Genomic DNA, 18,023 nt, shown 5'->3' with positions numbered 1-18,023 from the left:
CGCAATGAAACTCGGCGCGTCCACGCGGCCCGACCTGCTGGTCGGAGCCGCGATCATCATATTGGTCCCGTTGGTCGCGGGCGCGGTGGCGCTCAGCGGCAAACTCGGGATCATGGCCGTCGGCGGGTTGATCGCGCTGGCGGTCGGTGTCTACATCGGACTTCGCCACCCGCTGTGGCTGTACTGGGGTATGGCGATCGCCGTCGGCTCGCTGCCGTTCGGTTACTTCCCGGGGGTCCACCTACCGTTGTATCTGCCGTTCGCCGGCGGCGCTCTGGTGGCGGCCCTGGTCCATCCCAACGCCGCCAAACGCTTCCCGGTGCTGGGCAGCACACTGGCCAAGAGTGTGCTGGTGCTGGTCGTCATCTCGGCGGTGTCGATGGTGGTCACGTTCAGCTCGATCGTGAACATCCTGGACTACACCAAATGGGCGATCGCGACAGGCGCTTTCTTCGCGCTGCTCGCGCTGCCGCGCGAGCATCTGGCCAAGTTCGGCCGGATCTTCGTCTATGCGGCCAGCTTCAATGCGCTGATCGGCATCGGGTCCATCGTGCTGGGCTCCAATCAGATACTGCTGCAGCCGTTCCGGATCTTCGGTTATGCCGTGGCCAATACCGAACGTTTCTTCTTCACCGGTGGCACCTCGAATCTGCCGCGCACCGACCGATTCCAGGTGGCCGCCGACAGCCAGGCCTTCAGCCGGCTCGGCGGGCTGTGGCTGGACCCCAACGCCGCCGGTATCGGTCTGGTCATCTCGTTCGTGATCGCCATGATCGTCTTCACCGGCTGGCGCCGCGTGGTACTGGCCGCGATCCTCGGTTCGGCGATCGCGCTGACGCTCAGCCGGTCGGCCATCGTCAGCGTATTGGTCGGTGTCGTACTGGTTTTCGTGTTCCACCCGATGCGCTCACGCGATCGCCAAATCCTGGTCGGCACGCTGACACTGGCCTTCATCGGGGCCTTCATGGTGCCCTCGGTGCGCACCCGGTTGATGGGCACGCTCAGCTCCAATGACGCCGGCGCCACCGACCGGGTGGACTCGATCCGGGAGTTCCCCGGACGCATGGATGGGCACTGGTTGTTCGGCTGGGGTTGGTCGCAACGCGAGTTCAAGGACGGCGCATACGCCTTCATCGAGAACTTCGTGTCCAACGCCCCGTTGATCGCGATTCACCGCGGCGGCATCTTCGTCGGTGCGGCTTTTCTGGCGGTCGTCGTGATCGGGTGCGTAATTGGTTACCGGTTGTTGCGATCGAATTCGCTACCGGGCGCGCTTTATGGCGGCGTATTCATCGGATTTTCGGTCGTTGCCCTGAATCTCGATCACCCGGTGGTGGTCATCCCGCAGATCGTGTTTCTGTACACCATTTTCCTGACCTTCCTGGCCTACGCCGATCAACTTCGGCGGGAGGACAAGGAACGCTCGGCGCTGGAGACGCGCATCGCGGAGGCGACCCGGCCGGTGCCTGCGGCGGCAGCGGTCGGCGTGCGCGGGTACTAGCCGGCCAGCAACGCCTCGATCGCCCGGTGGGGTCGGCGCTGCTGCCAGTACTGGCTGTTCAGCGCGTACAGCCGCTCCCCCGCCGAGGTGGCGGCCGGCAGATCCAGCAGCAGCCGGCGGCATTCGGCGACGAAGTCGGCGTCCTCGTCGTGGACACCGAGTTCCAGCAGATCGCCCAGGGACCCGACCGCGGCGGTGGTGCCCACCACCGGCAGCCCCATCCTGGCCGCGTCGAGGATCTTCACCCGCACCCCGCCGCCGGTGCTGATCGGCGCGATCATGGCCCGGCAGGTCCCCAGGAAACCGGCCAGATCGTCGACGAAGCCGAGGTCGCGCACACCGTCGGGATAGTGCGGGGCCTTGGCCTTGGCGTGTCGGGCGCCGATCACGCAGAGTTCGGCGCCCGCGATACCCGCGGAGATCTGCGGCCACAGCCGCAGGGCGGTCAGGAAGGCCTCCTGGTTGGGCGGCCAGTCCCGGGTGCCCATCAGCACCAGCCGCCGCGGCGTCGCCGACACGTCGACCTGGGCGGCCGGGGGCAGCGTCAGGTCCAGCCACCGCGCGGACGGAACACCGTTGGCACGGTAGAACTCCGCCTCCTGCGCGTCATAGGTGCCCACCGCGTCGGCGGCCCGGGCCACCCGCAGTTCGTCGCGCACCAGCCTGCCCACCTGCAGCCGCCCCAGCACCCCGCGGGTGGCCCGCCAGACCAGCGACTCGCTGACATGGGTGTTGACGACGAAGCGCGCCGCGCCGCGTTGGTCGCTGCGCAGGAACGATTCGGCCATGTAACTGTGCTCGGCGACGAACACATCGGCCGGCGACGCGGAGATCGCGGCCACCAGTTCGTCATGGTCGAAACGCGCATGCGCGAGGCTGCGTCCGCTGCGCACGGTGTCTTTGAGCAGCCGCACCGGCTGGACGCCGGACTTGGCCACCCGCTGCACCACGGCACCGCCGTCGACCAGATCGGCGGTCGTGCGGCCCGGCGGCTGATGCGACAGACAGATCACCGACACGTCGTGCGAATCCGATGCCAGCCGCATCACCAGCCGGGACAGCTCCACGTCCCCGCCGTGCTCGGCGACGGGGTCCTTCGACAGCAGGAACGTCGCCCTGGTCATTCCGGCGCCTTTCTGACACGGGGTGTGCGGTAGAGGACATAGGCGTAAATGGCGAGCAGCAGAGCATCGGCGATCACCGTCGCGATCGCGGCCCCGACCGCGCCCGCCACCGCCAGCAGCGCGACCAGCCCCAGCTTGATCGGCAGCAGGCTGAGGTTGGCCACCAGCCGGGTCGTGTCGCGGCGCTGCAGGTAGAGCACCGCCTGGAACACCGAGGTGATGGTCCGCATCCCGCAGAACAGGCTCATGATGATCATCGCGACGGCGAGTTCGGTCGGGGCGGGCGTGAACAGCATGACCACGCCGACGATCAGGACCAACAACCCGGCGACGCCGCCGAGGATCAGGGTGCTCTTCAGCGGCGGCCCGGCCGCCAGCTGGCCGTCGCCTTCGCGCAGAGAGCGGTTGTAGGACATGCCGAAGGACTGTCCGACGGCGACGATCGCGATGGTCACGGTGACGGTCAGTGCGTAGTAGCCGACGATGGTGTCATTGGTCAGCCAGCCCAGCAGCAGCACATCGCCCTGCAGGTAGGCGGCCAGGCCCAGCATCTCGCCGATCAGGATGGCGATCAGTTTGGGCGGCCCGGGCATACCGGGGCGGGGCCCCAGCACCGAGAAGCCGACGATGACGGCGATCACGACATACGGCGCCACCAGGAACATGCTGGCGATCTGCAGGGTGGGGTCGTCGACCAGGAAAACGTATGCGGCGGCGCACATCACGCTGGTGACCTGACGGATGGTGTCGAGCTGCGCGACCCGTTGGGGCTGGCCGTCACGCGCCCAGTGACTCTGGTAGGCCTTCAAGATGATCTCGCCGCCGGCCACGAACAGCCCGAACCAGGCGATGTAGCTGACCTCGACCAGGGCCGCCCCGGCCACCATCAACGTCAGGCCGAGCAGGTACCGGGTCGCCCGTTCGCGCAGGAACCGTTCCTGCGACTCGCGCACCGCGCGGACCGCGAACGGGTTGTCCAGCGGCGGGCCGATCAACGAGAAGGCGGCATACGCCATGCCGTACTGCCCGTAGTCGGCGATACCGAGCTGGGCGATGATGATCACCGTCCACAGCAGGCCGACGCCGCGTCCGCCGTAGAGCCAGAACACCGCCCAGAGGGTGCGCATCAGGTGATGTGAGGTGGGTGCGGGCGCCACCGGCTCGATCGGTTCGCTCACCCGTTCAGGCGCTTCCTCTGTCCGGCCAGGACCCGCGTCCAGATCTGCACGAGCGCATCGGCGGTCCGCTCGGCCGAACGCTCCTGGCGGGTCCGGTCGGCGTTGCGCCCCAACTCGGCGAGCCGGGTGGGATCGTTGAGCAGCGACTCGATGCCCTCGGCCAGTCCGGTGGCGACGGCGTCGTCGCCCTCGCCGCGCGGGCTCACGTTGAGAACACCGTGCGCACTGTCCAATTCGGCCAGCGAACCGTACCCGGTGCACACCACCGGGGTGCTGTAGGCCATCGCGTGGGCCACCACGCCGGAGGCCGGATAGGTCTCGGCGTAGAAGTGCCGCTTGCCGTAGGGCACGACGATGGCGCGCACCGAATCGAAGAACGCGTCTTCCTCCGGACCGTCGACGCCGCCGAGGATCTCGATGCCCTCGGCCCGCGGCAGCGCTTCGGTGCCGCGTCCGGCGACCCGGATGGCGATATCGGCGGGCAGCAGGTCACGGATCCGGGCGATCTGCTCGAAACCCTTGCCCCGGTAGACGAACCCGAAGAAACCGACCGCCTTGGGTCGCTCCTCGGCCGGCCTGACGGCGGGCCGGTCCCGCACCAGGTGCGGCACGTAGAAGGTGGTGGTGCGCGGATACGTGCGTTCGATCGACTGCCTGCCGGTCTCGGTGAGCGCGATCAGCGTCCGGTCCCCGTGCACCCGGCCCTCGATGGCCTGGGACAGCGGCCGCAGCGGGTAGTGGATGCCGTGGGTGAGCAGCCGGGACTTGGCGATGCTCCGGGTGCGGGCCAGGAACCACAGACCCTGCGGCGGATCATGGATCGTCGAGGTGACGGGAACGCCCCGCAGGCCCGCGACGGCCCAGAAGGTGGGCAACACCCCGGTGGACAACTCGGCGTGCACCAGGGTCCGCCCGGGCGGGCCGTCGGCGACCAGCCGCCGCACCTGCGCACGATGCCGGCGCAGATCGGCCAGACTGTCCTGCCCCGGCCCGGCGGTGCGGTGTTCGACGATCTCCCCGAAATGCGGGCGCAGCGCGGTCACCAGGTCCTGGGCGTAGTCGCCGACCGCGGTCTGGCCCTCGTCGGGCGCGACGAAGACGAGCCGGTGATCAACGAACGGGACCGACGCCGCACCCATCAGTAGAACAGCGGGCGGTGATTGTTGGTGTACCCCAGCGAGTCGGCCGGACGCTTTCCGATCACCTTCGCGGGTACGCCGCCGACGATCGAGAGTTCCTCGACGTCCTTGTTGACCACGGCATGCGCGGCCACCACGGCGCCGCGGTGGATGAGCGAGGGCAGCACCATCGCGCGACTGGCGATCCACACATAGTCCTGCACGACGGTCGGGATCGGAACCGGCAGGAAGTCCGGGTGGTTGATGTCGTGTCCGCCGCCGATGAAGTGCACGTCGCTGGCGATCGTCACGTTGTTGCCGATGTAGAGGCCGGCGCGGGAGTCCAGCAGGCAGCGGAACCCGATCGCCACACCGTCACCGATGGTGAGGAACTCGATGTCGAGCACCGTGGTGCCACGCAGGATCGAGGTGCGCTTTCCGATCCGCGCACCCATCAGCCGCAGGAATCCCTGCCGGATGGTGTGCGACGGGATGTAGGTGACGAAGCTGTTGAAGAACAGCTCACCGAGCCGGTTGCGGATCTTGCGGCCGCGGGTCATGCCCTGCATCTTGTAGTCGATGACCCGGTTGTTCTCGTCGAGAATCCACTCGGGCGGCGGCGGCATGTGCAGATCGGGAGCAGCGGCAACCTTGCGGGCGACGTCTGCCGGATCTGCCGACGCTGGTACTCCGGTCATAGGTGTTGTGCTCCTTTGAGAAATTCGCGTCAACCATAACTAGCCGAGCAGCGTCGCGCCGCGCGGTTGGCCGTTACCCGGCCCGTTCAGGATTCTCCGGTGCCGGTCAGCTCGTCGACGGCGGCGTACAGCGATTCCGCGTACCGCTGCTCGGTGAACCGTTCGGCGTGCGCCCGCAGGGTGTCGGGGTCGAATCGGCAGGCCTCGAAGCGGTCGAGTGCGTCGGCGATGGAGTCCGCCGCCGGCCGGTCGAAGAACATCCCGGTCGTGCCCTCGATGACGGTATCCAGGAAGCCGCCCCAGCGCAGCACCACGGCCGGTCGCCCGGACACCGCAGCCTCGATGGGGGTCAACCCGAAATCCTCGTAGCTGGCCGCGATCAACGCTCGGCACGACTGGTACAGCCAGGCCATCTGGCCGTCGGTGAGCGCCGAGAGCATCCGCACGTTGGGCGTCTTCATCCGCTCGATGCGCGCGGCCTCCGGGCCGTGGCCGACCACCACCAGGCGGCGATCGGTGTTCGCGAAGGCCCCCACGACGGCATCGACGTTCTTGTAGGCCATCAGCCGGGACACACACAGGTAGAAGGGGGCGCCCCCTTCGGTGGCCCAGTCCTGCAGTTCGGGTACCGGTTCGGAGGCGGTGTGCGGTTTCATCGCGATCGGGGAGGGCAGCACACCGGCGTCGATACCGTAGGCGGCGCTGATGCGGTGCTTGATGGCCGTCGACACCGCGAGGTAGCGGTCGACCGACATCGCCGCGCGCCGGTCCCACGACTTCAGCAGCGGCGAACCCACTTTCAGCGCGGCCCGCTTCAACCGGTCCCCGTCGGGTTTGAGGTAGTGGTCCAGCGCATAGAGCCAGTGCGCCGGGGTGTGACAGTGCACGAGTTTGGCGCCGTCGGTCCGGAAGCCGTGCGCCCAGCCGCTGCTGCTGGTCACCACGACGTCGGCGTCGACGAACATCGCGCCCGCCGCGAATGGCAGCACCGGCAGCGCAGCCCGGTGGTGCTTGCGGAACACCGCGACCCGGTTCAGCGGGGACACCCGGATATCGCGATCGGCGAACTCCGGATAGGTGCCGTCCGGGTCGTACAGCAGGGTGTAGATGGGAGCGTCCGGAAACGCCTTGCTCATCGAGAGCACGACCTTCTCGGCACCGCCGCGCTGGGTGAGGTAATCGTGCGCGATCGCCACCCGCGGCCCGTCCACCCCGTCGTAGCGGTGCGGTGGCGCGCTCTGGTCGTCGGGCACGACAATTCCTCCTGCGAATACGACATGGGCGCGTCGGTGCGGCCGACGTCGGGTTGCTCAGGTGACGTTAGCCGACCGGTGTTCGCCATGCCGACCCGTCACCCGCCGCCCCCGGTGCAGGGACTCAGCGGGCCGCCAGGTTCGCCAGGTTGTCGTCGACCTCTTGTTTCCAGATGCCGAACGCGTGGGTGGTGTCGACCTCCAGTTCGAAGCGGTCGGTCATCTCGGCGGTGACATCGGCGACGTCGACGTAGAACTGCTCATACCAGCGGCGGTGCTGGTAGACACCACCGTCCTCCTCGGTGAGCAGCGGGTTGTCGATGCGGGTCTTGTGCTTCCAGATCTCGACGTCCTCGAGGAATCCGTCGCCGAAGGACCGGCTCATCGCCCCGGCCAGCTTGGCTGCCTTGTCGGCGGGCAGACCGGGCATCTGCTGCACCGCGACGCCGTACTGCAGCACGAACGAGTTGTGCGTCACCGGGTAGTGGCAGTTGATGAGCGCCACCTCGACGGTGAATCCCGGCGCGAGGTCGTTGTGCAGCCAGTTGATCATGTAGGCCGGACCGAAATAGGTGGCTTCCGACCGCAGATACGTTCCGTCCCAGAGCTTGTCGGGGTCCGCGATGTAGTCCGGGCGCGGTTTGGACTCCATGAACTGGCTCGCGGTGTGGCCCTCGATGACGTTCTTGAAGAAGGTCGGGTAGGCGTGGTGGATATAGAAGAAATGCGCCATGTCGACGTTGTTGTCCACGATCTCGCGGCAGTGCGAGCCCTCGATGAGCATCGAGTTCCACTGCCACGGCGACCACAGCCCCTCGGCGTAGCCCTCGATCGACGGCGGCGCCAGTTCCGGTGGCGGGCTGGAACGCTCGGGGTCGTGCCAGACCAGTAGCTGACCGTTCACCTCATGGGTGGGCCAGGTGCGGGTGCGCGCCAGTCTCGGGGTGCGCTTGGCGTAGGGCACCAGCGTGCACTTGCCGTCGCTGCCCCAGCGCCAGTCGTGGAACGGGCAGGCCAGGTTGTCGTCCTTGACGGCGCCGCGGGACAGGTCACCACCCATGTGGCGGCAGTAGGCGTCGAGCACGTGCACCTCGCCGGCGGAGTCGCTGAAGACCACCAGCTTGGTGCCGAAGGCCTCGATACCGTGCGGTTGCCCGTCGCGGAACTCCTCGGCCAGGCCCAGGCAGTGCCAGCCGCGGGCGAACCGCGTCATCGACGTGCCGGCGTCGATCTCCCGGATCTCAGTCATGCTCAGATGCTCTGCTCTTCGCGCAAGCGCTCATCACTCCTGCTTAACATGTCTCGCACCGCCAGGTGGCTGAACAGCATGCTCGTTCCGATCGGATTGCCGCCGCCGGGATAGGCGGTGCCACTGGGCGCGGCCATGGTGTTGCCCGCGGCGTAGAGGCCCCCGATCACCCGATCTCGGGAATCCAGCACCCGGGCCGCGGTATCGGTCCGCAATCCGCCCTTGGTGCCCAGATCGGACACCCCGAACGCGGCGGCATGGAACGGCCCCTGCTCGATCGGGACCAGTGGCGACTGCCCGGCGCTGAAGGCGCGGTCGTAGGGTTCCTCGCCGCGGCCGAAATCCTCGTCGACGCCGGCGCGCACCTGGGCGTTGAACCGGGCCACCGTGGCGACCAGCTCGTGCGGCGGCACCCCGATCTCGGCGGCGAGCCCCTCCAGGGTGTCCGCGGTCCGCCACAATCCGGCCTCGACGTAACGCTCGGTGGCGACCATCGAGACGTTGGTGGCCTTGACGGGCGGGACGACGCCCTCACGGTCGTCGTAGACCATCCAGTACGGCAGCGTCACCGTGCCGGCCGATACCGCGTCGAGGACACCGCGGCCCAGCCGGTCGTAGGCGGCCGATTCGTTGACGAACCGCCGGCCCCGATCATCGACGAAGATACCGCCGGTGAACCACAGCGCGAAGGCCGACGTTCCGTCTGGATGGCAGAGGCCGGGAGACCACCACGCCTGATCCATCAGGTCGGTGTCGGCGCCGGCAGCGATGCCGGCCAGGTGAGCCAGACCGCGATTTCCCCACGGCCCCATGGTGTCCCGCGAGTGTCCCGGCACGCCGTAGTGCGCCCGCATCTCGTCGTTGTGCTCGAAGCCGCCGGCGGCCAGCAGTACGCCCCGACGGGCGCGGATCGCCCGCCGCTGCCCGCCCGCCTCGACGATCGCCCCGGCGACGTCGCCGCCGTCGACCACCAGCTCGACCAGCGCGGTGTTCAGGCGCGCCGAGGTGTCGGGGAAGCGGGCGGTGGCGGTCAGCAGCCGGGCGATCAGTGCCCGCCCGCCGACGAAATAGTCCGCGGGCTGCGGTTGGCCGAGACGGTCGGCGTCCAGCGGCCCCCGCACCGATTCACGCAGCTCGGGCGCGGCGGCGATCTTGAGCGGCTTGGCGGTGATATGGCGCATACCGTCGGCGCGCGCCTTGGGCGCCTTGCCGAAGTAGTCCGGCCACGGCAGCAGCGAGAACTTCAGCAGCTCATCGGCTTCCAGGTACTCGATCAGTGGGGCCCCGTTGCGGACGTAGGTTTCCTGCAGGGCCGCCGGTGTCCGGTCCCCGACCACGGCCCGGTAGTACTCCAACGCATCCTCGAGAATGTCGTCGACACCGGCGCGCAGCAGAACGGGGTTGCACGGGAACCACATTCCGCCACCCCCGGAGTACGCGGTGGTGCCGCCGAACTTGTCGGAGGCCTCCACCAGGGTCACCGAGAGCCCTTCGCGCGCCGCGGTGTAGGCGCCGGTCGCCCCGCCCGCTCCCGACCCGGCCACCAGCACGTCGACGGTTTCATCCCAGCCCTCGGTCACACTCCCCTGACTAGCACGCGCCGCGCAGCCGTGCGGGCGGATTGCCCGCACCGTCGGCGCGGCGACCGCCCGGCCCCGGCGACAGCAAACTTGACCTCCATTGCAATAGACTGGCCATTCCAGATCATCTGCCCGCTGGATATCGCTTTATTGACGCTCCCGTCGAGCAAACGCATTAGCGGATTCGATGCACAGCAATGTGCAAAGCTGCACTATCCGTGCCCCGGTGTGGGTACCGTCAGAACCTCCAACACGACTTTGCGGGGGCAAGCCGATGGCACAGACATATTTCTCCGAGACGTGCGATGACGTCGAGTACCGGGATTTCGCCGAGCTGTGGCAGGGATACGACGACGCGGTACTGGATCTGGCGCGGCGTGAGGGCGTGAACGCGGTCGCCGAACTGGGCGGCGGCGCCAATCCGGTGGTCGGCGACGACGAGAAGTGGGGTTTCGCCGATCGTCGGGTCGTCGTGGACATCTCGCCGCTGGAACTCAGCAAGGCGGCCGTGGACGTGCAGACCCGGGTGGTGGACCTGTGCCAGCCGATCGCCGACGACGTCGGCGCCTACGACCTGGTGTTCTCGAAGATGTTGTGCGAGCATCTGCCCGATCCCGTTGTCTTCCATGAGAACTGCAACCGGCTACTGCGCCCCGGCGGGCTGTCGGTGCACTTCTACCCGACGCTGGGAACCTTTCCGTTTCTGGTCAACAAACTGATCCCGGAGCGCACGGCACGTCGGATCCTGGACAAGGTGCAGCCGGGCAGGCTGGATCAGCCCAATCTGGAGAAGTTCCCGGCCTATTACCGCGGGACCACTGGCCCCACCCGGCGCGCGATGGACAAGTTCGAAGGCTTCGGTTTCAAGGTCGAGCAGTGGAAGTCCAGCTTCGGCCACGCCTACTACTCGGTGATCCCGCCGCTGCAGGCGCTGGAGGACGCCAAGAGCAGGTTCCTGCGCAGGCACCCGGTCCCGGTGTTGGCCAGTTTCTCGGTGGTGGTGCTGCGCAAGGTCGCCTGATCTCAGCTGCGGCGATGCTGTCCGTATCGGGTGAACTCGGCGTCGAGGGACCGCCGGTCGCCGGCATCCATCTGCCGATACGCCACCGCACCGCGGCCCGCCCACCGGTACACCGGCTCCTCGGTGTGCCAACGCTGCTGTTGCAGTTCACGTTTGAGCACCTTGTTGGATCCGGTGACGGGCAGATTGTCCGAGACGCGCAGCAACCGCGGAGTCCCCTTGGCCCCCAAGTCTTCCTGGCTCGCCAGGAAGGCGGCGAACTCACCGGTGTCGAAACGATCCGGGCGGGCGACCTCGATTGCGGCCATCACCTGGTCCCCGGACCGCGGATCGGGGACGGCGAACACGCCTGCCGCGATCACCTGGGGGTGCCGGCGCAGCACGTGTTCGATGGTGAGTGCGGAGATGTTCTCGCCGTCGACCCGGATCCAGTCGCCGCGGCGCCCGGCGAAGTAGAGGAAACCCGCCTCGTCGAGGTAGCCCAGGTCACCGGTCCAGTACCACCCGTTGCGAATCCGTTCGGCGTTGGCCACGTCGTTGTTGTAGTAGCCCTCGAAGGTTCGGGTGCCGAACTTGTCGACGATCTCGCCGACCGCCTCGTCAGGGTTGAGCACCCGGCCTCCGGCGTCCAGAACCGCTGCGGCACAGCGCTTGAGCGTGTGCGGGTCGACGATGGCGACACCGTCGTGCGCGGGCCGGCCCAGCGCGCCCGGCGGTGCGTCGGGAGCCAGTGTGACCGCACCGCCACCCTCACTGGAGCCGTATCCCTCGAACAGTTCGGCGCCGAACCGGCGGCGGAACTCGGCCTGGTCCTCCGGTGAGGCCTCGGTGCCGAATCCGCGCTGCAGCGGATTGTCCGCGTCATCGGGCCGTTCCGGGGTGGCCATCAGATAACCGAGCGCCTTGCCGACGTAGGTGAAGAAGGTTGCCCCGAAGTACCGGACGTCGGGCAGGAACCGCGAGGCGGAGAAGGAGGGGGCGAGGCACACGGTGGCGCCGACCGCCAGCGCGGGTGCCCACAGCGCCATGATCGCGTTGCCGTGGAACAGCGGCATGCTGCAGTACTCGACGTCCTCGCGCCGGTGCCCGTACTTGTCCACCGCCGCGTACGCGATCCGGGCCAGCCTGCCCTGGCTGCACCGGACCGCCTTGGACGCGCCGGTGGTCCCCGAGGTGAACAGCAACAGCAGCAGCGTGTCCTCGTCGATCTCGGCGCCCAGCGGCGCCCCGCGGTACGCGTCGACGGCGGCGGCGTAGTCCGGGGTGTCGATCACCAACGGCGCGGCGTCGAGATCCAGTGTGCGCAGCCGCTCGGCGCCCGCGGCGTCGGTGACGATCAGTTGGCAATCGGCGAGCCGGATCTCGGCGGCCAGCTCGGCAGCGCCACGGGTCGGGTTGATGCCCACCACGGTGGCCCCGGACAGTGCCGCGCCACCGAGCCAGAACACGAAATCGGGGACATTGGGCAGCAGCACCCCGATGTGCGGCGGGGCTCCGGGACGCTCGGCCAGCAGCGCGGTGGCCAGCGCACCGCGGGCGGCGGATTCGGCGACAACCTCGTCCCAGGTCCAGGTGCGTTCCCTGGACCGCAGGCCCGGCCGGGTATCCCCGCGTCGGTCCAGCAGCATGCCCGCGATGCAATCGCGCCTCGGGTCGGGGATGGAATCGCGGGTCAGGTCGTCGATCGGCACCGACACAGCTTGGCCGTCGGGCGACACAGGGTGAGTTAACTCGCACCTCTCTTATGCAGTTCTTAGAAGTACAGCTAGCATCGACTCCCATGACGAGCACTATCGAGCCGGCGGCAGAGCACGTACCCGATATCCACACCACGGCCGGCAAGCTGGCCGACCTGCGCAAGCGCGCCGAAGAGGCGCTGCACCCGGTGGGCGAGGCCGCGGTCGAGAAGGTGCACGCCAAGGGCAAGCTGACCGCCCGCGAGCGGATCTACGCGCTGCTGGACGAGGGTTCGTTCGTCGAGCTCGACGCGCTGGCCCGGCACCGGTCCACCAACTTCGGCCTGGAGAAGAACCGGCCCACCGGTGATGGTGTGGTGACCGGGTACGGCACCATCGACGGCCGCGAGGTCTGCATCTTCAGCCAGGACGCCACCGTCTTCGGCGGCAGCCTCGGCGAGGTCTACGGCGAGAAGATCGTGAAGGTCCAGGAGCTGTCCATCAAGACCGGCCGCCCCCTGATCGGCATCAACGACGGTGCCGGTGCCCGCATCCAGGAGGGCGTGGTCTCGCTCGGCCTGTACAGCAAGATCTTCCACAACAACATCAAGGCCTCCGGCGTCATCCCGCAGATCTCGCTGATCATGGGCGCCGCCGCCGGTGGACACGTCTACTCCCCGGCGCTGACCGACTTCGTCATCATGGTCGATGGGACCAGCCAGATGTTCATCACCGGACCCGATGTCATCAAGACCGTCACCGGCGAGAACGTCACCATGGAGGAGCTGGGTGGCGCGCACACCCACATGGCCAAGTCCGGCACCGTGCACTATGTCGCCTCCGGCGAACAGGACGCCCTGGATTACGTCCGCGACCTGCTGAGCTACCTGCCGTCGAACAACTACGCCGATCCGCCGCGGTACCCGGTGGCGGTCCCGGCCGGAGCCATCGAGGACAACCTCACCGGTGAGGACATCGAGCTCGACACCCTGATCCCGGATTCGCCGAACCAGCCCTACGACATGCACGAGGTCATCTCGCGCATCCTCGACGATGACGAGTTCCTCGAGGTGCAGGCCGGCTACGCCACCAACATCCTCGTCGGTTTCGGCCGGGTCGACGGCCGGCCGGTCGGCATCGTGGCCAACCAGCCCACCCAGTTCGCCGGCTGCCTGGACATCAACGCCTCGGAGAAGGCCGCGCGTTTCATCCGCACCTGCGACGCGTTCAACGTCCCGATCGTGCTGCTGGTGGATGTCCCGGGCTTCCTTCCGGGCACCGACCAGGAGTTCAACGGCATCATCCGCCGTGGCGCCAAGCTGCTGTACGCCTACGGCGAAGCCACCGTCCCGAAGATCACCGTGATCACCCGCAAGTCCTACGGCGGCGCGTACTGCGTGATGGGGTCCAAGGACATGGGCGCCGACGTCGTGGTGGCCTGGCCCACCGCACAGATCGCCGTCATGGGCGCTTCCGGCGCCGTCGGCTTCGTCTACCGCAAGGAACTCAAGGACGCAGCGGCAGAGGGCAAGGACGTCGACAGCCTGCGCCTGGAACTGCAGCAGACCTACGAGGACACCCTGGTGAACCCGTACATCGCGGCCGAGCGCGGGTATGTCGACGCGGTCATCCCGCCGTCGCACACCCGCGGCTACGTGGGTACCGCGCTGCGGCTGCTCGAGCGCAAGATCAGCCAGGTCCCGCCGAAGAAGCACGGAAACATCCCACTGTGAGCGAAGCGAACGATTCAGCGACTGTGAGCGACGCGAGCGAGACCCCCGTGGCAGAGGTCACAGCACCGGCAACCCATGAGCCGCACATCAAGGTGCTCAAGGGTTCACCGACCGATGCGGAGTTGGCCGCGCTGATCGGCGTGCTGTCGGCCGCCGGCGGCGGTCCGGCCGAGCCGGCGGTCACCGAGAAGAACCTGTGGGGCCATCCGGTCGACCGGCTGCGCTACCAGAGCCACAGCTGGCAGCGGGTGACGCTGCTGGAGCGGACCCACCTGCGCAAGTGAGCGCCCGCGCGAACGAGGTCACTGCATGACCAGGGTCGTCCTGGGTTCGGCCTCGGCCGGCAGGCTGCGGGTGCTGCAACAGGCCGGCATCGACCCGCTGGTCGTCGTCTCTGCCGTCGACGAGGACGCCCTGGTGGCCTCGCTGGACCCAGACACCCCACCCGAGGCGGTGGTGGCCAAGCTGGCCAACGCCAAGGCTGTCAGCGTGGCTGCGCAGCTGCCCGACGAGGTGTCCGCCGACTGCGTCGTACTGGGCTGCGACTCGCTGCTGTACCGGGACGGGGCGCTCTGCGGCAAACCGGGCTCACCGGACGCGGCGCGACAACAGTGGCTGACGATGGCCGGTGGCACCGGCCGGCTGCTCACCGGGCACGCGTTGCTGCGGATCTTCGCGGGCGTCATCACCCACACGGGCGGTGAGACCGGTTCCACCACAGTGCATTTCGGCACGCCCACCGAGCCCGAGCTGGATGCCTACGTCGCCAGCGGTGAACCGGCCGGCGTCGCCGGGGCCTTCACCCTGGACGGCTTGGGCGGCTGGTTCATCGAGCGGATCGAGGGCGACCCGGCCAACGTCATCGGGCTGAGCCTGCCGCTGGTACGAGGCCTCGTGGCGGAGATGGGCATATCCGTGGCCGCGCTCTGGGCGGCGAACGCTCCCGCCGGCTGACGTCGGCCCGATCAGGCGCGCCGAAAGCTCAGCGTCTCCCCGCGCACGCCGCCCATCCACAGATCCTGGCACGCCGCCGCCATCTCCTCGAGGCCGTCGGTGATGGTGCCGAACACGTTGCCAGGTATCCAGCCCTGATCGCCGTTGATCAACAGGTTGTTGCGCCCGTAGAACAACGCGAGGTCGACGATCGCGCCGGTGGTACCGGTGCCGGTGCTGTTCTCGTAGCCGTACGCCGGATTGCCGAGATCATCGGAGTCGAACGAGAACCAGCACAGGTCACCGGGAATCGGCGTGACCGTGGTGTTCTCCTTGCCCGGGTCGGCGCCGGTGAACGCCGGCAGCAAGGTGTAGATCTCGTTGCGGGCGTACTTGCCATGGAAGACCTGCGCGGACAGCGGACCGTCGGCCAGCACATCCCACACCGCCGCGCAGGTGCGGGGCGCCTGCTCATCGAGCAGGCGCGCCGTGCACGTCACGCCCCGCTTGTCCAACGAGACGGTGATCAACCTGCTCACAAATCCTCCTGCTGTGCCATCAGTTTCGGCGTGTGTCGGTGCCAGTCCGTGGCCGACTGGTAGGCCTGTCCCACCCGCAGCACCAGCGCGTCGGCGTGCCGCGGGCCGATGATCTGCAGGCCCACCGGCAGTCCGGTCCCGGTGAATCCGCACGGCACGCTCAGCGCGGGTTGCTGGGTCATGTTGAACGGGTAGGTGTACGGCGTCCAGCTCGTCCAGTCCGGCGACGCCGAGCCGTCCGGTACATCCTGGCCGACCGGGAAGGCGGGCAGCGGAAGCGTCGGGGTCACCAGCACGTCGTAGCGCTCGTGGAACCGCCCCATCAACTGCCCCAACTGCATTCGTACCGCCACTGCGTCCAGGTAGTCCGAGGCCGAGTACATCGCGCCGCGTGTCGCCGTGCGCAACAGTCCGGGGTCGACGCGACCCGCCAGGGCGGCCAGTTCCCCGTGACCTTGCAACACCTTGGCCTCGCCGGAGAACCAGAGCACATGGAACGCCTCGACAGGATCGGTGAAACCCGGGTCTGCCTCCTCGATGCGGGCGCCGGCCTGTTCGAGCACGGCCACCGCGGCGCGCACGGCTGCATCGACGTCCGGGTCGTTGCGGACGAAGCCGAGGTTCGGCGAGAACCCGACTCGCAGCCCGGCCATCCCGTCGTCGAGACCGTGCAGGAACGAGCGCGCCGGCGCCGGCATCGCCGACCAGTCGCGGGCGTCGAAGCCCGTCACCACATCCATCAGTGCAGCGGTATCGCGGACCGTGCGCGTCATCGGCCCGGAATGCGCCAGCGTCCCGAACGGGCTGGCCGGATAGTGCGGGATCAGCCCGAACGTGGGTTTCAGCGCGACGGTGCCGGTGAATCCCGCCGGAATACGCACGGAGCCACCGCCATCGGTGCCCATCGACCAGGACCCCATGCCCAGCCCCACCGCCGACGCGCTGCCCCCGCTGGAGCCGCCCGCGGTCACCGCCGGGTCCCACGGGTTGCCGGTGGCACCGAAGGTCAGCGAATCGGTGACGCCCTTCCACGCGTACTCCGGCGAGGTCGTCTTTCCCAGGATCACCGCGCCGGTCTCGCGCAACCGGGCCACGCACGGCGAGTCCTCGTCCCACGGTCCGGCCGGGTCGATCAGGGCGCTGCCCCGCCGTGTCGGCCACCCCCGGGTGAGGAACACATCCTTGATCGACGTCGGTACCCCGTCTCCCGGGCCCAGCGGCGCACCGGCGTGCCAGCGCGCCTCCGATTCCTGTGCCGCGGCCAGCGCACCTTCGGCGTCGACGAGCACGAACGCATTCACCGCACCGTCGTAGGCCTCGATCGCGGCCAGCGCGGCGCGGGTGGCCTCCACCGGGGAGAGCGTCCGATCCCGGTAGCCCGCAACGAGTTCGGTGGCCTCGGGAAGCATCACGGCCTTCCGGCCGGGATGTAGCCCAGCTTCTTGTCGATGACGTTGTGCAACGGCTCGCCGGCCAGCCACCGTCGGGCATTGGCCGCGAACTGACCGGCCAGCTCGTCGCGCCAGCCGATCACGTCGGCGGACATGTGCGCGGTGATCGTCACGTTGGGAGCGTCCCACAGTGGGTGCTCGGGCGGCAGCGGCTCGGTGTCGAACACGTCGAGCGTCGCACCCCCGATCCTGCCGTGCGCCAGGGCGTCGAGCAGCGCGGCCTCGTCGACCATCGGGCCCCGGGCGATGTTCACCAGATGCGCGTCGGGTTTCATCGCCGCCAGCACCTCAGCGTCGACCAGACCTCGGGTGGCCGCGGTCAGCGGGGCGGCCAGAATCAGGTGATCACACCATCCTGCGTGCGCGGAAAGCATTGCGCTGTCGACGATCTCACCGAAGTCGGGATCGCCGGAGGCGGGCCGTCGGCCCGCGCCGCGCACGGTCACCCCCACGGCCCGCAGCAGCCTGGCGATCTCGCGGCCGATGCCACCGGTACCGACCACCAAGGCGGTGGCGCCGGTGACCGATCGCGTCTCGCGGTGGCGCCACTGGTGACGGGCCTGCAGCGCGAAGCTGGTGCGACTGTCCTTCGCGTGCGCGATGACCGCCCCGAGCACGTATTCGGCCAGTGGTCGGTCGAACACCCCGCGCGCGTTGGTCACCACCACCCCGGAGTCACGCAGTTCGTCGAACAGCAGTGTGTCCACCCCGGCGGCGGTGATGTGAATCCATTCAAGATCTTTCGCATCGGGCCACGCGTCACGCACGGCGGTCGAGAAGAAGTCCCACAGCAGCAGCGCCTGTGCTCCGCGGACCGCCTCGGGGAGGCCGTCGGCGGTGCAGAAGCGGAAGTCGACATCGAGGTTCGCCAGCCCCGGTGGCCGGTCATCCGCTTGCTCGCACAGCACCGCGATCACCGGTCGTTGTCGAGGCACGGCAACGAGGCTAGGAACCAAAACGTACTATTGT

At 68.4% G+C, this 18,023-nt stretch carries 16 protein-coding genes; 5 read left to right on the top strand and 11 right to left on the bottom strand.

The window, feature by feature from the left end:
- The first annotated feature begins 4 nt into the window (after positions 1 to 4).
- The gene (locus tag C6A86_RS06520) at positions 5 to 1,501 is read left to right on the top strand and encodes an O-antigen ligase family protein (RefSeq protein ID WP_158263337.1); all 1,497 of its coding nucleotides are present in this window, start codon (positions 5 to 7) and stop codon (positions 1,499 to 1,501) included.
- On the opposite strand, the gene C6A86_RS06515 is transcribed toward C6A86_RS06520, so the two are convergent.
- The 7 genes from C6A86_RS06515 to C6A86_RS06485 form a co-directional block, all read right to left on the bottom strand.
- The gene (locus C6A86_RS06515) at positions 1,498 to 2,625 is read right to left on the bottom strand and encodes a glycosyltransferase (protein WP_105366117.1); all 1,128 of its coding nucleotides are present in this window, start codon (positions 2,623 to 2,625) and stop codon (positions 1,498 to 1,500) included. The two genes, C6A86_RS06520 and C6A86_RS06515, sit on opposite strands and share 4 nt — an antisense overlap.
- Positions 2,622 to 3,803 carry a lipopolysaccharide biosynthesis protein gene (locus C6A86_RS06510; protein ID WP_105366116.1) on the bottom strand — a complete coding sequence of 394 codons (1,182 nt, stop codon included), beginning with the start codon at positions 3,801 to 3,803 and terminating at the stop codon, positions 2,622 to 2,624. The genes C6A86_RS06515 and C6A86_RS06510 overlap by 4 nt, the downstream gene beginning before the upstream one ends.
- Entirely contained in the window at positions 3,800 to 4,942 is a 1,143-nt protein-coding gene (locus C6A86_RS06505) for a glycosyltransferase family 4 protein (protein ID WP_105366115.1), read from the bottom strand. The genes C6A86_RS06510 and C6A86_RS06505 overlap by 4 nt, the downstream gene beginning before the upstream one ends.
- Positions 4,942 to 5,619: an acyltransferase gene (locus tag C6A86_RS06500; RefSeq protein ID WP_105366114.1), complete on the bottom strand. Its 678-nt coding sequence runs from the start codon at positions 5,617 to 5,619 to the stop codon at positions 4,942 to 4,944. Before C6A86_RS06500 ends, C6A86_RS06505 begins: the two co-directional genes overlap by 1 nt.
- 86 nt (positions 5,620 to 5,705) lie before the next feature.
- A complete protein-coding gene (locus tag C6A86_RS06495; protein ID WP_105366113.1) occupies positions 5,706 to 6,872 on the bottom strand; it encodes a glycosyltransferase in 1,167 nt (388 codons plus the stop codon).
- A 124-nt stretch (positions 6,873 to 6,996) separates the two neighbouring features.
- The gene (locus C6A86_RS06490; protein WP_105366112.1) at positions 6,997 to 8,121 is read right to left on the bottom strand and encodes a Rieske 2Fe-2S domain-containing protein; all 1,125 of its coding nucleotides are present in this window, start codon (positions 8,119 to 8,121) and stop codon (positions 6,997 to 6,999) included.
- 2 nt (positions 8,122 to 8,123) lie between these two features.
- Positions 8,124 to 9,701, bottom strand: a complete 1,578-nt coding sequence (locus C6A86_RS06485) for an FAD-binding protein (protein WP_105366111.1) — start codon at positions 9,699 to 9,701, stop codon at positions 8,124 to 8,126.
- A 274-nt stretch (positions 9,702 to 9,975) separates the two neighbouring features.
- Between C6A86_RS06485 and C6A86_RS06480 the strand changes: the two genes are divergently transcribed.
- The gene (locus C6A86_RS06480; protein WP_105366110.1) at positions 9,976 to 10,722 is read left to right on the top strand and encodes a bifunctional 2-polyprenyl-6-hydroxyphenol methylase/3-demethylubiquinol 3-O-methyltransferase UbiG; all 747 of its coding nucleotides are present in this window, start codon (positions 9,976 to 9,978) and stop codon (positions 10,720 to 10,722) included.
- Positions 10,723 to 10,724: 2 nt separating this feature from the next.
- On the opposite strand, the gene C6A86_RS06475 is transcribed toward C6A86_RS06480, so the two are convergent.
- Positions 10,725 to 12,350: an AMP-binding protein gene (locus C6A86_RS06475; protein ID WP_233213258.1), complete on the bottom strand. Its 1,626-nt coding sequence runs from the start codon at positions 12,348 to 12,350 to the stop codon at positions 10,725 to 10,727.
- Positions 12,351 to 12,502: 152 nt separating this feature from the next.
- On the opposite strand from C6A86_RS06475, the gene C6A86_RS06470 reads away from it, so the two are divergent.
- From C6A86_RS06470 to C6A86_RS06460, 3 genes are read left to right on the top strand one after another with little or no spacing between them, the layout of a single operon-like run.
- Positions 12,503 to 14,131, top strand: a complete 1,629-nt coding sequence (locus C6A86_RS06470; protein ID WP_105366109.1) for an acyl-CoA carboxylase subunit beta — start codon at positions 12,503 to 12,505, stop codon at positions 14,129 to 14,131.
- A 47-nt stretch (positions 14,132 to 14,178) separates the two neighbouring features.
- Complete coding sequence (locus C6A86_RS06465) at positions 14,179 to 14,415, top strand: acyl-CoA carboxylase subunit epsilon (protein ID WP_233213253.1); 237 nt, start codon at positions 14,179 to 14,181, stop codon at positions 14,413 to 14,415.
- A 25-nt stretch (positions 14,416 to 14,440) separates the two neighbouring features.
- Positions 14,441 to 15,085, top strand: a complete 645-nt coding sequence (locus tag C6A86_RS06460) for a nucleoside triphosphate pyrophosphatase (protein WP_105366107.1) — start codon at positions 14,441 to 14,443, stop codon at positions 15,083 to 15,085.
- Positions 15,086 to 15,096: 11 nt separating this feature from the next.
- On the opposite strand, the gene C6A86_RS06455 is transcribed toward C6A86_RS06460, so the two are convergent.
- From C6A86_RS06455 to C6A86_RS06445, 3 genes are read right to left on the bottom strand one after another with little or no spacing between them, the layout of a single operon-like run.
- The gene (locus tag C6A86_RS06455) at positions 15,097 to 15,603 is read right to left on the bottom strand and encodes a DUF3830 family protein (protein ID WP_105366106.1); all 507 of its coding nucleotides are present in this window, start codon (positions 15,601 to 15,603) and stop codon (positions 15,097 to 15,099) included.
- Positions 15,600 to 17,012 (bottom strand): amidase, encoded by a 1,413-nt coding sequence (locus tag C6A86_RS06450; protein WP_105366151.1) that lies wholly within the window; start codon positions 17,010 to 17,012, stop codon positions 15,600 to 15,602. The genes C6A86_RS06455 and C6A86_RS06450 overlap by 4 nt, the downstream gene beginning before the upstream one ends.
- Positions 17,012 to 17,989, bottom strand: a complete 978-nt coding sequence (locus C6A86_RS06445; RefSeq protein WP_311101059.1) for a D-2-hydroxyacid dehydrogenase — start codon at positions 17,987 to 17,989, stop codon at positions 17,012 to 17,014. Before C6A86_RS06445 ends, C6A86_RS06450 begins: the two co-directional genes overlap by 1 nt.
- Positions 17,990 to 18,023: the final 34 nt, after the last annotated feature.

This window comes from Mycobacterium sp. ITM-2016-00316 (genome assembly GCF_002968335.2).
GTDB lineage: Bacteria > Actinomycetota > Actinomycetes > Mycobacteriales > Mycobacteriaceae > Mycobacterium.
This window is presented reverse-complemented; position numbering and strand designations above follow the sequence as displayed.